Raw genomic sequence first — 13,355 nt, 5'->3', positions numbered from 1 at the left:
CGAGAGTACCCGGCGGACGGCTTCGGTCCGGATCACTTCAGGAAGTCGGGGACATCCAGGTCTTCCGAGGCACGACGCGGGTTCTCGTCGTACAGCGGCGGCACCTCGACGCGCTCGCCCTGCTCGCGCGAGACCTCCTGCCGGTTGAACGAGCCGTGCACCACGACGGCGGGCTCGTCGAGCGTGCGCGGCACGTCGTCCGAACCCTCGTCGTCGATGATGCGGGGCAGCGTGGACACCGGCGAGGGCTGGTGCGCCGGCGGGACCGACGGCGGCATGCCGTTGCCGTGGTGGTGCTCCGGTGCGCGGCGCGCCGCGTCGGACACGTCGGGCAGCGGTACCGGGGCGGTCGCCGGGCTCCGCGTCGCCGCGGGGCTCGAGACCGCACCGGCCACCTGGCCGAGCGCACGGTTGTCCTTGCGCTCCTTGGGCAGACCGCCGTCGAAGCCGGCCGCGATGACGGTGACCCGCACCTCGTCGCCCAGGGCGTCGTCGATGACCGTACCGAAGATGATGTTCGCCTCGGGGTGCGCGGCCTCCTGCACCAGGCGCGCGGCCTCGTGCACCTCGAAGAGACCGAGGTCGCTGCCACCCTGGATCGACAGCAGCACACCGTGGGCACCGTCGATCGAGGCCTCGAGCAGCGGCGACGAGATCGCCAGCTCCGCGGCCTGGACCGCACGGTCCTCGCCACGTGCCGAGCCGATGCCCATGAGCGCGGAGCCCGCACCCTGCATCACCGACTTCACGTCCGCGAAGTCGAGGTTGATCAGGCCGGGCGTCGTGATGAGGTCGGTGATGCCCTGCACACCGGAGTGCAGCACCTGGTCGGCCGAGTGGAACGCGGCGATGGCCGATACGTTCCGGTCCGACATCGACAGGAGCCGGTCGTTCGGGATGACGATGAGCGTGTCGACCTCGTCGCGGAGGTTCTCGATGCCGCTGTCGGCCTGCACCGCACGGCGCCGGCCCTCGAACGTGAACGGCCGGGTGACGACCCCTACCGTCAGTGCGCCGAGCGAGCGCGCGATGCGTGCGACGACGGGCGCGCCGCCCGTGCCGGTGCCGCCGCCCTCGCCCGCCGTCACGAAGACCATGTCGGCGCCGCGCAGGACGTCCTCGATCTCCTCCGCGTGGTCCTCCGCCGCCTTCTTGCCGACCTCGGGGTCCGCGCCGGCGCCGAGGCCGCGCGTGAGCTCCCGTCCGACGTCGAGCTTGACGTCGGCGTCCGACATCAGGAGTGCTTGTGCGTCCGTGTTGATCGCGATGAACTCGACGCCCTTGAGGCCGACCTCGATCATGCGGTTGACGGCGTTCACACCACCGCCGCCGATACCGACCACCTTGATCACTGCCAGGTAGTTCTGCGGAGTTGCCACGTCGTCTGCCTTTCGATCGGGTCCCGAGTCCCGACTCTCATCCCAGAACCCTCAGGTTGAGGTAGAGGGTTAGAGTTATGTCAGGTTGCTGCTGAGTTCGACGGTAGGTGCGTCGTCGAGGTGTGTCGAAGACATCGTTGCGCGTGTCGCGCACCGATGCACGCGAGAAATCACACGGATGTCATTTTGGGGCCCGACCATCCTGACCTGCGACGTCAGAAGCCCGTTCTGCGGTGTTCCGCGCCTGACCTGCGACGTCACAAGGCCGACCTCGGCGTCATTCGCCCCACCGGGGGTGAAACCGGCAGGTGCCGGTCAGCGCGTGACCGGCAGCGCGGGCGACGAGACGTCGATGGTCCTGGCCGACGGCTCGGCGCGCAGCAGGGTCTGCGCCACCTTGATCTTGAGCTCGACCTGCGCCCCGCTCCCCCAGCGGATCACGCGTCCGTCCGAGAGCGTGGTCCGCACGTCGTCCTGTGTCGCCGCGCTGACCGTCTGGATGCTGCCCGCGAGCTTCCGCGGCAGGGCGCCCAGCACCTCGAGCGCCGCGTTCATGGCCCGCCGCCCGGCCTCGTCGTCGGTGAGCGAGACCACTATCGACGGCAGGTGGTCGGGGACGTCCTCCACCGTGCCGACCCGCACGCCCTCCGCGTCCATCAGCGCGTACACGTCGCCCGACTGCGGGACGGCGGCCACCGGCTCGCGGGACGTGAGACGCACCGTCACACCGTCCGGCCACGCGCGTGTGATCGCCACGTTCTTGACGGCGTTCATCGCGAGGATCTCCTCACGCAGACCCACCGTGTCGATGCGCGGCAGCGGTACGCCGGCCTCGTCGGTCACCGCCTCGCGCACCTGCTCGACGTCGACGGTCGTGCCCTGCCCGGACACCTGGACCTGCTCCGGGTCGAGCGCGAGCAGCGGGGAGAAGAACGTCACCCACACCAGGCCGGCGGTGACCGCCAGTGCCAGCGCGGTCCAGCCGATCCGCCGCCACATGCGGTAGCGGGCCATCGCCGTGCGTTCGGCGAGCCGGTCGGCCAGCTGGTCCGAGACCACGTCGTCGCGGATGCCCGACGACGTCGCGCGAGCCGTGCCCGGTCGGCTCGCCGGGAGCATCTCCGGCGCCGACGCCCGCGGTGCCGGCTGTTCGACCGGGCGCCGCTGGGCTTGTGCCTTCGCGTCGTCCTGCCGGCGGCCGGGACCGGCCGGCGCAGCAGGCCGCTGAGCGGACTCCTGCGCCGGACCCTGAGCCCGACCCGGACCCCGGACGCCACGGGCGGTCGGACCCGTGGCCTCCTGGCCGTCGTACTCCTGCTGTGCCGGACCCTCACCTGCGGGGCGCGGCCGTGCCGTGCCCGCGGCGCGAGGACGCGCGGGCGGTCGCATCAGTCCTCGCCCAGCCCTGCGGGGCTGGCCGAACCCGACGCCACGCGGCCGTTCAGCCGCGCCAGGACGGCGGGCCCGAGCTGCGTCACGTCGCCCGCGCCCACGGTGAGCACCACGTCGCCCGGCCGGGCGAGGTCGGCGATCGCGTGCGCGGCGTCCAGCCGGTCCGGCACCGCGTAGACGGCACCGTGGTCGGCCATCAGGTCGACGATGGTGTTCGCGGTGATCGACGGGTCGGGCTCCTCGCGCGCGCCGTAGATGTCCGTGACCACCACCTCGTCGGCCGCGGACAGCTCCAGCGCGAACTTGTCGGCGAAGAACTTGGTGCGCGAGTAGAGGTGCGGCTGGAACAGGACCAGCACGCGGCCTCCGTCGGCGATCTCGCGCGCGGCCGTCAGGATGGCCCGGATCTCCGTGGGGTGGTGGGCGTAGTCGTCGATGACGCGGACGCCGTCGGCGGTGCCCTTCTCCTCGAAGCGCCGGCCCGTGCCGACGAACGCCTCGACGCCCGCGACCGCCCGCGCGGGCTCCACGCCCAGCTTCACCGCGGCGATCACGGCGGCGGTCGCGTTGAGCACGTTGTGCTTGCCCGGGACCGAGAGCCGCATCAGGATGCCGGGCACGTTGCCGGACACGCCCGCGCCGTCGGCCACCTGCTCGTTGGTGCCCAGGATGTCGCCGCGCAGGACCGCGGTGGTGCCCTCCGGCGTCGTCGAGATGTCCGTGACCCGCACGCGCGCCGTGTCGCTGGTGCCGTAGGTGATGACGTGGCCACCGGTCGCGCAGATGGTGGCGCCCACCGAGAGCGAGCCCTCGTCGTCGGCGCACGCGATGAGCCAGCCGTCGGAGACCAGACGGCGCGCGAACCGGATGAACGCACCGCTGAACGCCTCGGGGGTGCCGTAGTGGTCCAGGTGGTCCGCCTCGACGTTGGTCACCACCGCGATGGTCGGCGTGTAGTTCAGGAACGAGCCGTCCGACTCGTCGGCCTCGGCCACGAGCACGTCCGACGTACCGAGGTGGCCGCCCGGCGTCGAGCCGTTGGCGGTGCGGACGGTGCTGCCGATCGCGTACGACGGGTCGAGACCGGACTCGCGCAGGATCGTCGCGATCATCGCCGACGTCGTCGTCTTGCCGTGCGCGCCGGCGACGGCGACGCCGCGCCGCCCCTCCATCAGCGCGGCCAGCGCCTGCGAGCGGTGCAGCACGTTCAGGCGGCGGGCGCGCGCAGCGGCCAGCTCCGGGTTCTCCTCGTGCACGGCGCTCGAGATCACCACGGTGTCCACGCCCGTGAGGTGCGCCGGATCATGGCCCACCCACACCTTGACGCCCTCGGCACGCAGGGCCTCCAGCGTCTCCGAGTCGGCGGCGTCCGAGCCCTGCACGGGCACTCCGCGCCCGGCGAGCAGGCGCGCCACCACGGACATGCCTGCCCCGCCTATGCCGATCATGTGGACGCGTCCGAGCCTCGCGACCTGATCCGTCATCTGATCCGTGACCGTGGTGCTCATGACCTGACCTCCGTGGTGTCGGTACCTGCTGACCGTACGGCTTGCTCGACGAGATCGACGACACGTGCGGCGCCGTCGGTGGTGCCGGCCGACCGAGCGGCCTTCGCCATGACACCGAGCCGCTCGCGGTCCGCGAGCAGCGGGAGAACTTCTCTGGACACCCACTCGGGTGTCAGGTCCGCGTCGTCCACCAGCAGGCCGCCGCCGGTCTCCACGAGCGGCGCGGCGTTCAGCCGCTGCTCGCCGTTGCCGATGGGCAGCGGCACGTAGACCGCGGGGATGCCGAGCGCGGCCTGCTCGCCCACCGAACCCGCACCGGAGCGGCAGACCACCAGGTCCGCCACCGCGTAGGCGAGCTCCATCTGCTCCAGGTACTCGCGGACCTGGTAGCGCCGGCGGTCGAGGTCGGGGACCGCCGCCAGCGTCTCGAGCACCTCGGGGCTCCTGCCCTTGCCGGTCAGGTGCAGCACCTGCGCGCCCGTGGCGAGGACCTGGGCGGCGACGCCGGACACCGCGCGGTTCAGGTTCACCGCACCGAGGGAACCGCCGGTGACGACGAGGGTCGGCAGCGCCGGGTCGAGGCCCAGCTCGGCGGCGGCACGGAGCCGGACGCCCGCGGCGTCGGCCTCGCGCTCCTGCACGAGCGCCGCGATCGCCTGGCGCAGCGGCAGTCCCGTGAGGACGCCGCCGCGCAGCGGTGTGCCGGCGAAGGTGAGCCCGACCCGGGACGCCCACCGGGCGCCCAGGCGGTTGGCCAGGCCGGGGCGCATGTTCTGCTCGTGGATCACTATCGGTATGTCCTTGCGCCGGGCCGCGAGGTACGCCGGCGTGGCCACGTACCCGCCGAACCCGATGACCGCCTGCGCGTCGATCTCGTCGATCGCGTCCTCCGCCGACTTCACCGCGGCGGCGAGCCTGCCCGGCAGCCGCAGCAGGTCCGGGCTGGGGCGCCGCGGCAGCGGCACGCGCGGGATGGGCCGCAGCTCGTAGCCACGGGCCGGCACGAGCTCGGCCTCCAGACCGGTGGTGGTGCCGAGCGCGAGCACGCGCGCGCCGGGCTCCCTGCGCCGAACCTCGTCGGCCACCGCGAGCAGGGGGTTCACGTGTCCTGCGCTACCGCCACCGGCGAGCACCACCGACACAACTGCTGAGCTCATCATCACCTTCTCGTCGTCGCCCGGCCGAACGGCGCGGGCGGATCGGTGCGCGGCCGCCCCGCCGCGACAAGACCTGAGGTGCCGGATCTCGTCACGGTATGGAGCCACCGTGCACATTTCTACCGTCTACGAACCGCGCCGCCCAGCACAGCCAGTGACTTGCGCACGACGCTACCGCGTGCAGCCAGTGCCTTGGCAGCCCCTGGCTCGGTCCGGGCGAAAGAGATCACCATTCCGAGCGCCGCCATCGTAGTGATGAGCGCGGACCCGCCGGCGGACACCAGCGGGAGCGGCACCCCGATCACCGGCAGGACGCCGATCACCACGCCGATGTTGATGAACGCCTGGCCCACGATCCAGCAGCCGACGGCGGCCGTGGTCACCTTGACGAACGGGTCGGTGTGCCGCCGGATCACCCGGCTCATCGCGAGCCCGAGCACCGCGAAGAGCGCGAGCACCAGCACCGTGCCGAACAGGCCGAGCTCCTCGCCGATGACGGCGAAGATGAAGTCGTTGTGCGCCTCGGGCAGGTAGTTCCACTTCTCGCGGCTCCCGCCCAGGCCCACGCCCCACAGCCCGCCGGTACCCAGGCCGAACAGGCCGTGCAGCGACTGGTAGCAGTCGGTGGCCGCGTCGCACTCGGCGCCGTAGGTCGCGATGATGCGCTGCAGCCGGTCCCCGGAACCCTGCTGCAGGATGAACACGTAGCCCACGACGAAGGCCGCGAGCACGCTGCCGAGCGTCATGAGGGACACGGGCACGCCGGACACGAAGAAGGCGCCGGCCACCAGGAGGCCCATCACGAGCGCCGTACCGAGGTCGCCGCCGGCGAGCACCAGCCCGAGCACCAGCACCGCCCCGGGCACCGCGGGCAGGATCGCGTGCGACCAGCTGCCCAGGAGGGCCTGCTTGCGGCCGAGCACCGTGCCGAGCCAGATGGCGAGCGCGAGCTTGGCGAGCTCGGACGGCTGGAAACGCACCGGCCCGAGCACCAGCCAGTTCTGCTGGCCGTTGGTGATCTCCCCCATGAAGATCACCGCGACGAGCAGCACCAGCGCGACGGAGAGACCGGGCAGCGCCAGACGCTTGTACCAGCGGACCGGCAGGCGTGCCGCGACCATCAGCACGGGCAGACCCATCAGCGCGTACTGCGCCTGGACCAGGAATGCCGCGTACGGCGACTGTCCCTCGGCGATCGACGTCACCGTCGAGCTGGACAGCACCATGATCAGGCCGATCACGGTCAGCAGACCGGTGGTGCCGACCAGGAGGTAGTAGCTGGAGACGTTGCTGTTCCACTGGCCCAGCCAGGAACGCGCGGGAGCGCCGCGGTTCGTACTCGTCGTGGCCATACCCGTCCCTCCGGCTCAGGCGGTGAGCTCACGCACCACGCGTGCGAACTCCTCGCCGCGCTGGGCGTACGAGGCGAACTGGTCCTGCGACGCACCGGCAGGGGCCAGCAGCACGGTGTCCCCCGGCTGGGCCAGGTCCCGCGCTGCGGCTACCGCACGGCGCATCACGGACCCAGTGTCACCGGGATCGATCACCACGACCGGGATCTTCGGCGCGTGTCGGGCCAGCGTGTCGGCCAGCGGCCGGGGGTCCGCACCGATGACCACTGCCGCGCGCATCCGGTCGGCGCGGGACGAGACGAGCTCGTCGAACGTGGCGCCCTTGGGCAGCCCGCCCGCTATCCACACGACGGTGCCGTGCGCGAAACCGGCCAGCGAGGCGGCCGCGGAGTGCGCGTTCGTGGCCTTCGAGTCGTTCACGTACGTGACGCCGTCCGCCTCGGCGACGCGCTGGATGCGGTGCTCGCTCGGCCCGAAGGACCGCAGTCCGTCGCGGACCGCGGACGCGGGCACACCGTGCGCGCGGGCCAGGGCGGCGGCGGCCAGGGCGTCGGCCACGATGTGCGCGGGCACGACGCCGCCCAGGTCACCCAGCTGCTTGAGATCGGCCAGGACGCCGAGCTCCGCGGCACTCTTGCGGCGGTCCGGATCGTCACCCGCGGCGTGGAAGGCGCGGTCCACGAGGACGTCGTCGACCAGGCCGAGATCGCCCGGACCCGGCATGCCGGCCACGAAGCCGACGGCGCGGGCGCCCTCGACGACGTCGGCCTCGCGCACCAGCTCCTCGGTCCTCTTGTCCGCGACGCTGTAGACGCAGGCGACCTTGACGTTCTCGAAGATGCGGCCCTTGTCGCGCGCGTACGCGTCGAGGGAGCCGTGCCAGTCGAGATGGTCCGCGGCGACGTTGAGGACCGCGCCGGCCTCCAGCGACATCGTGTGCGTGAAGTGGAGCTGGAAGCTGGAGAGCTCCACCGCGAGGACGTCGAGGGTCGGGTCGAGCGCCGCCTCGACGAGGGACCTGCCCACGTTGCCGACGGCGGCGGTGCGCAGGCCCGCGGCCCGCAGGATCGCGGCCAGCATCTCGACGGTGGTCGTCTTGCCGTTGGAGCCGGTGATACCCAGCCACTCGGCGGGCCGGTCGGCGCCCAGGCGGTCGACGCGCAGGCGCCACGCCAGCTCGGCCTCGCTCCACACGGGCACGCCCGCGGCCAGCGCGGCGGCGACGACCGGGTGGTGCGGCGCGAAGCCCGGCGAGGCGACCAGCAGGTCCGCCTCGGCCAGCACGGCCGCGGCGCCGTCGGCGTCCAGCGCGCTGTGGTCGGCGTCGTCGGCCTTGTCGTCGGCCGTGACCAGGGACGCGACGCGCGGGGTCAGGACGCGCTGCAGCGAGCGGCCGGTGACGCCGAGGCCGGCCAGGACCACCCGGGCCTCGCCGAGCGGGACGCGCGGCTCGACGGACCCGTAGGTGTCGGTGCCGGGCGCGTCCGTCACGAGGCGACCCACTCGGCGTAGAAGATGCCCATCCCCAGGCCCGCGAGCAGTCCGGCGATGAGCCAGAACCGGATGACGATGGTGACCTCGCCCCACCCGGACAGCTCGAAGTGGTGCTGCAGCGGCGCCATCTTGAACACGCGCTTGCCGGTCATCTTGAAGAAGCCGACCTGGATCACGACCGAGGAGACGATGAGCACGAACAGCCCACCGAGCATCACCGCGAGCAGCTCGGTCCGCGACAGGATCGACAGGCCTGCCAGGGCGCCGCCCAGGGCGAGCGAGCCGGTGTCGCCCATGAAGATCTTGGCGGGGTTGGCGTTCCACCAGAGGAACCCGACGCAGGCGCCCGTGACGGCGGCGGCGACGATCGCGAGGTCCTGCGGGTCGCGCACCTCGTAGCAGCGTGGTCCGGCTGTGGCGACGAACTGGCACGACTGGTTGAGCTGCCAGATGCCGACCAGCACGTACGCGCCGAACGTGATGATCGAGACGCCGGTGGCCAGGCCGTCCAGGCCGTCGGTCACGTTCACCGCGTTGGACCAGGCGGACACCAGCAGGTTGGCCCAGATCACGAAGAGGATGAGGCCGACGGTGGCTCCCGCGAACGCCAGGTCGAACTCGGTGTCGCGCAGGAACGAGATCTTGGTCGATGCCGGGGTGCGCGAGTTCTCGTTGGGGAACTGCAGCGCGAGCACCGCGAAGGAGATGCCGACGATCCCCTGGCCGATCAGCTTCGCGCGCGGGGTGAGGCCGAGTGACCGCTGCTTGCGGATCTTGGTGAAGTCGTCCAGGAACCCGATCAGGCCGAGGCCCGCCATGAGGTAGAGCGCGAGCAGCGCCGAGACGCTCGGTAGCCGCTGCGACACCAGCATCGAGGCCGCGACCCCGAACACGGTCGCGGCGATGATGACGACGCCGCCCATCTGCGGTGTGCCGCGCTTGATGAAGTGCCCGGTGGGGCCGTCCTCGCGCACGAACTGGCCGTAGTTCTTGTGGATCAGGAACCGGATGAAGACCGGTGTGCCCAGCAGGGCGACGAGCAGCGCCACCGCGGCGCTGACCAGGATCGCGATCACTTGTGGTTGTCCTCTGTGGTCTTGGCGCCCGACAGGTGGTCCCCGAGCGCGGTCAGCCCGGCCCCGAGGGAAGACTTCACGAGCACGACGTCGCCGGCCTCCAGCGACTCGTCCAGCAGCTCGCGGGCGGCGGCGATGTCGGGGACGAAGATCGACTCCGAGCCCCAGGACCCCTCCTGCATGGCGCCCTCGTGGATGTGGTACGCGCCCTGGCCGATCACGACGAGCTGCTTGATGTTCAGCCGCACCACGAGCCGGCCGATCTCGTCGTGCGCCGCACGGGCGCTGTCGCCGAGCTCGAGCATCTCGCCGAGCACCGCGACCGAGCGCCGGGTCCGGCCGGACACCACCGCGAGGGTGCGCAGCGCGGCCTTCATCGAGTCCGGGTTGGCGTTGTACGCGTCGTCGATCACCGTGACGCCGTCGGGCCGCTCGGTGACGGCCATCCGGTGCGGGCTCAGTGCGGTGGCCTCGGAGAGCCGCTTCGCGACGTCGGCCAGGGGCACGCCGAGGCGCAGCACCACCGTGGCGGCGGCGAGCGCGTTGCTCACGTGGTGCGCGCCGACGAGCTGCAGCGCGACGTCCGCGCGCTGCTCGTCGGCCTCGCCGGCGCGGGCGACGCGGAGCGTGAAGCTCGCCCGGCCCATGTCGTCGATGGTGATGTCCTCGGCGCGGACGTCGGCGGACGGGATGGTGCCGAAGGTCTGCACGGTGGTGCCGGGGCCGGCCAGGCTCGCCATGGCGACGACCCGCTGGTCGTCGGCGTTGAGCACCACGGAGCCGCCGTCGACGACGCCGGAGACCATCTCGGACTTGGTCTTCGCAATGATCTCGACACTGCCGAAGTGGCCGATGTGCGCGACGCCCACCGCGAGCACGACGCCGATGTCAGGCGGCGCGATGCCGGTGAGGTAGGCGATGTTGCCGAGGCGGTCGGCGCCCATCTCGAGCACGAGGTAGCGCGTGGCGGCGGTGACCCGCAGGACCGTCAGCGGCAGGCCGATCTCGTTGTTGAACGAGCCCTTGGTGAAGATGATCGCGTCGGCGTCAGCGTTGCCGCCCGCTTCGGGGGTGAGGAGCTGGCCGAGCAGGTCCTTGGTGGTCGTCTTGCCCACCGAGCCGGTCACGGCCACCACCTGGGGCACGACGCCGCCGTGCGCACCGCTGCGCGCCCTCGCGAGGACGTAGCGCGCCAGCTCGCCGAGGGCTGCCTGGGGGTCGTCCACCACTACCGTCGGCAGGCCGTCCAGCTCGCGGGACGCCAGCACCAGCGCGGCACCCGCGGCCACCGCGGCGGCCGCGTAGTCGTGGCCGTCCACCCGGTCGCCCGGGAGCGCCACGAAGAGCACACCGGGCGCGGCGTCGCGCGAGTCGATGATCACCGCCCCCGTGACCGTGACGTCCGGGTCGGCGTGCAGCCGCCCGCCGGTGGCTGCAGCGACCTGGGCCGCAGTCAGCTCGATCATGCCTGTGATGTCCTCTCCTGCACGGGGTCCTGCTCTGGCTACGCGTACTGCTGGGCTCGCGCGTACTGCTGGGATTGCACGTACTGCTGGGGTTACACGTTCTGCTGAGGCTGCACTGCCCGGTCCGCCAGCGCGGCGCGTGCCTCGACGCGGTCGTCGAGCTGGTGGTCCACGCCGGCGATCTCCTGGACGGTCTCGTGCCCGCGGCCCGCGACCAGCACGGTGTCGTCCGGCCCGGCAGCGAGGATCGCGGCGCGGATGGCGTCCGCGCGCGGGGCGACCTCGTGGACCTCCACGGTACGCGAGCCGCTGCCGTCCGCCGCATCGACGGTGCGGCTCGGCGTGCCGTCGGTCCCGGTGCCTGCGAGCACCTCTGCCCGCACCTTCGCGGGGTCCTCGTCGTGGGGGTCGTCGTCGGTCACGTAGACCACGTCAGCGCCGCGGACGGCGGCGGCGCCCATGAACGGCCGCTTGCCCGGGTCGCGGTCGCCCGTGGCGCCGAAGACCACGGAGAGCCTGCCGGGCGTCGTCGGGCGCAGCGCGGCGAGACTGAGCTCGAGCGCCTCGGTGTTGTGCGCGAAGTCCACGACCACGCGCGGGGCGGTGGCGAGCACCTCCATGCGGCCGGGGACGGTGGCGCTCAGGCCGTCGCCCGCCGCCAGTGCGTCGGTCACGTCGCGGATGTCCGAGCCGCCCTCGAGCACCATCGTCACCGCGAGGGCCGCGTTGGCCACGTTGTAGCCGCCGGGCAGCGAGGTGGAGGTGCGCAGGGTGCGCCCGTCACGGTGGGTCAGGGTGAAGGCGGATCCGGTGCCCGACGGCGCGACGTCGGTCACGGTCCAGTCGGCGTCCTTCGCGCTGGTCGACAGCGTCGCGACGGGTATCTGCGCGGCCTCGGCCATGCGCTCGCCCCAGGTGTCGTCGATGGTGACGACGCCGCGGCGGGCGCGCGCAGGCGTGAACAGGTCGGCCTTGGTGGCGAAGTACGACTCGAAGTCGCCGTGGAAGTCGAGGTGGTCCTGCGTCAGGTTGGTGAACCCGGCGACGCCGAACACGACGCCGTCGACCCGGTGCTGCGCGAGCGCGTGGGAGGAGACCTCCATGGCGAGCGTGCGCACGTGGTCCTCGCGCATCGCGGCGAGCAGGGCCTGCAGGTCCGCGGCCTCGGGTGTGGTCAGGACGCTGGGGATGACGCGGTCCCCGGAGCGGGTCTCGACGGTGCCGATCAGGCCGCCCTTCCAGCCGAGCGACCGGAGCAGGTGATCGAGCTGGTAGGTGGTGGTGGTCTTGCCGTTCGTGCCCGTGACGCCGAACGTCATCAGGTCCTCGGCGGGGTTGCCCAGCACCCAGGCGGCGACCTGGCCGAGGATGGCGCGGGGGTCCTCGGCGGCGACGAGCACGGGCACGGTGATGTCGGCGGCGATCAGCTCGGCTCCGCGCGCATCCGTGAGGATGGCGCTGGCCCCTCGCGCGACGGCGTCGGCGGCGAACTGCGCGCCGTGCGCGCGGGCACCGGGGACGGCCACGAAGAGGTCTCCTGGCCTGGCGACCCGGTTGTCCGAGGCCACGCAGGTGACCGCAGCATCAGCGGGATGACCTGGGGCGATGGTGAGGCCGAACCCGGCGGCGAGGTCGGAGACCTGGCGCGCGGTGGTGGCCGCCGGGCGGATCCGGTCGAACGGGGATGTCACGGGGAAGAACCTACCGCGTCCGGGGGCGGGGGCCTGTCCTGTCTGTGGGGCTTGGGTGGCGGCTGTGGGGCGGTCCCGGTCACCGGGCGCCTACGCGCAAGAAACCCCATACCGCGGCTAAGGGGATTAGTTCCGCTCCCCCTTGAGACCATCCAGCATCCTGAGTCAACAGGTAGAGCAGCGCGTCATGTCCACGACGAGCGGTCAGCCCCCACCAGTCCACTATCGGCTCGTCGTACAACATGACGGTCGCCCGGTAGAAGTCGGATCGTGCAGCACGATGTCCGTCGGGATCGCCATGTCAAAGTCGCCCCACTGCGCATTGATCCGAGCCACGGCTTCTGGCAGTGACAACCCACCACTTGGACTCAAGTACCGCCACCTAGACCGCCGTTCAGTCAGATGTTGACTTCAGCAAATCCAAGAGACTGATCTGACGAGAGGCCACGGCATCCCCGGCATTACCGCCGAAAACCAAAACCGACACGACTCCCCGCTGCGGCGCCCGACCCTGGAGAAGCTGTCCCGGTTCGAGTTCGATCCTCCCGACACCATGCGCCCGCACCTGGACGCCGGCTACGACAGCTACGTCACCCGCGAGCCGCTCGACGAACTCGGGTTCGGGTTCGGGTTCGACGGTAATATCAAGCCAAAGGGCGAGGCCATCCGATCAACCACACCCGACGGTGGGTCGTAGAACGCACCAACTCCTGGAACAGCCGCGGCTTCAACATCGTGACCATCTGCACCGAACTCCGCACCGTCGTGATTGAAGCATTCCTGGCCCTGATCAACGCGATCATCGTGATCCGAGGACCGATCCGCGGAGTCTGGAAGACC

General features: G+C 71.7%; 10 protein-coding genes. 1 reads left to right on the top strand and 9 read right to left on the bottom strand.

The window, feature by feature from the left end; genetic code table 11:
* Nucleotides 1-32: 32 nt before the first annotated feature.
* From ftsZ to ACQEVI_RS21540, 9 genes are all read right to left on the bottom strand, one after another.
* Nucleotides 33-1,379: a cell division protein FtsZ gene (ftsZ, locus tag ACQEVI_RS21580; protein WP_432902607.1), complete on the bottom strand. Its 1,347-nt coding sequence runs from the start codon at nt 1,377-1,379 to the stop codon at nt 33-35.
* A 315-nt stretch (nt 1,380-1,694) separates the two neighbouring features.
* Entirely contained in the window at nt 1,695-2,768 is a 1,074-nt protein-coding gene (locus tag ACQEVI_RS21575) for a cell division protein FtsQ/DivIB (protein WP_432902604.1), read from the bottom strand.
* Nucleotides 2,768-4,279, bottom strand: coding sequence for a UDP-N-acetylmuramate--L-alanine ligase (gene murC, locus ACQEVI_RS21570; protein ID WP_432902601.1), 1,512 nt, complete (start codon nt 4,277-4,279; stop codon nt 2,768-2,770). Before murC ends, ACQEVI_RS21575 begins: the two co-directional genes overlap by 1 nt.
* Entirely contained in the window at nt 4,276-5,439 is a 1,164-nt protein-coding gene (murG, locus tag ACQEVI_RS21565; RefSeq protein WP_432902598.1) for an undecaprenyldiphospho-muramoylpentapeptide beta-N-acetylglucosaminyltransferase, read from the bottom strand. Before murG ends, murC begins: the two co-directional genes overlap by 4 nt.
* A 116-nt stretch (nt 5,440-5,555) precedes the next feature.
* The gene (gene ftsW, locus ACQEVI_RS21560; RefSeq protein ID WP_432902595.1) at nt 5,556-6,788 is read right to left on the bottom strand and encodes a putative lipid II flippase FtsW; all 1,233 of its coding nucleotides are present in this window, start codon (nt 6,786-6,788) and stop codon (nt 5,556-5,558) included.
* A 15-nt stretch (nt 6,789-6,803) separates the two neighbouring features.
* Nucleotides 6,804-8,279, bottom strand: coding sequence for a UDP-N-acetylmuramoyl-L-alanine--D-glutamate ligase (gene murD, locus ACQEVI_RS21555; RefSeq protein WP_432902592.1), 1,476 nt, complete (start codon nt 8,277-8,279; stop codon nt 6,804-6,806).
* Complete coding sequence (mraY, locus tag ACQEVI_RS21550) at nt 8,276-9,358, bottom strand: phospho-N-acetylmuramoyl-pentapeptide-transferase (protein ID WP_432902589.1); 1,083 nt, start codon at nt 9,356-9,358, stop codon at nt 8,276-8,278. Before mraY ends, murD begins: the two co-directional genes overlap by 4 nt.
* The gene (locus tag ACQEVI_RS21545) at nt 9,355-10,824 is read right to left on the bottom strand and encodes a UDP-N-acetylmuramoyl-tripeptide--D-alanyl-D-alanine ligase (protein ID WP_432902587.1); all 1,470 of its coding nucleotides are present in this window, start codon (nt 10,822-10,824) and stop codon (nt 9,355-9,357) included. The genes mraY and ACQEVI_RS21545 overlap by 4 nt, the downstream gene beginning before the upstream one ends.
* 92 nt (nt 10,825-10,916) lie before the next feature.
* Nucleotides 10,917-12,515, bottom strand: a complete 1,599-nt coding sequence (locus tag ACQEVI_RS21540; RefSeq protein ID WP_432902584.1) for a UDP-N-acetylmuramoyl-L-alanyl-D-glutamate--2,6-diaminopimelate ligase — start codon at nt 12,513-12,515, stop codon at nt 10,917-10,919.
* A gap of 553 nt (nt 12,516-13,068) precedes the next feature.
* On the opposite strand from ACQEVI_RS21540, the gene ACQEVI_RS21535 reads away from it, so the two are divergent.
* Nucleotides 13,069-13,212, top strand: a complete 144-nt coding sequence (locus ACQEVI_RS21535; RefSeq protein WP_432902581.1) for a hypothetical protein — start codon at nt 13,069-13,071, stop codon at nt 13,210-13,212.
* Nucleotides 13,213-13,355 lie beyond the last annotated feature (143 nt).

It is taken from the genome of Promicromonospora sp. CA-289599, assembly GCF_050936155.1.
Lineage (GTDB): Bacteria > Actinomycetota > Actinomycetes > Actinomycetales > Cellulomonadaceae > Promicromonospora.
The sequence above is the reverse complement of the archived record's forward strand: the minus strand, read 5'-3'. Positions and strand labels throughout refer to the sequence as shown.

Coding starts and splice junctions, on each gene's coding strand:
- murG (WP_432902598.1), bottom strand. CDS start 5,439: ATGATGAGCTCAGCAGTTGTGTCGGTGGTGCTCGCCGGTGGCGGTAGC.
- murC (WP_432902601.1), bottom strand. CDS start 4,279: ATGAGCACCACGGTCACGGATCAGATGACGGATCAGGTCGCGAGGCTC.
- ftsW (WP_432902595.1), bottom strand. CDS start 6,788: ATGGCCACGACGAGTACGAACCGCGGCGCTCCCGCGCGTTCCTGGCTG.
- ACQEVI_RS21575 (WP_432902604.1), bottom strand. CDS start 2,768: ATGCGACCGCCCGCGCGTCCTCGCGCCGCGGGCACGGCACGGCCGCGC.
- ACQEVI_RS21545 (WP_432902587.1), bottom strand. CDS start 10,824: ATGATCGAGCTGACTGCGGCCCAGGTCGCTGCAGCCACCGGCGGGCGG.
- ACQEVI_RS21535 (WP_432902581.1), top strand. CDS start 13,069: ATGCGCCCGCACCTGGACGCCGGCTACGACAGCTACGTCACCCGCGAG.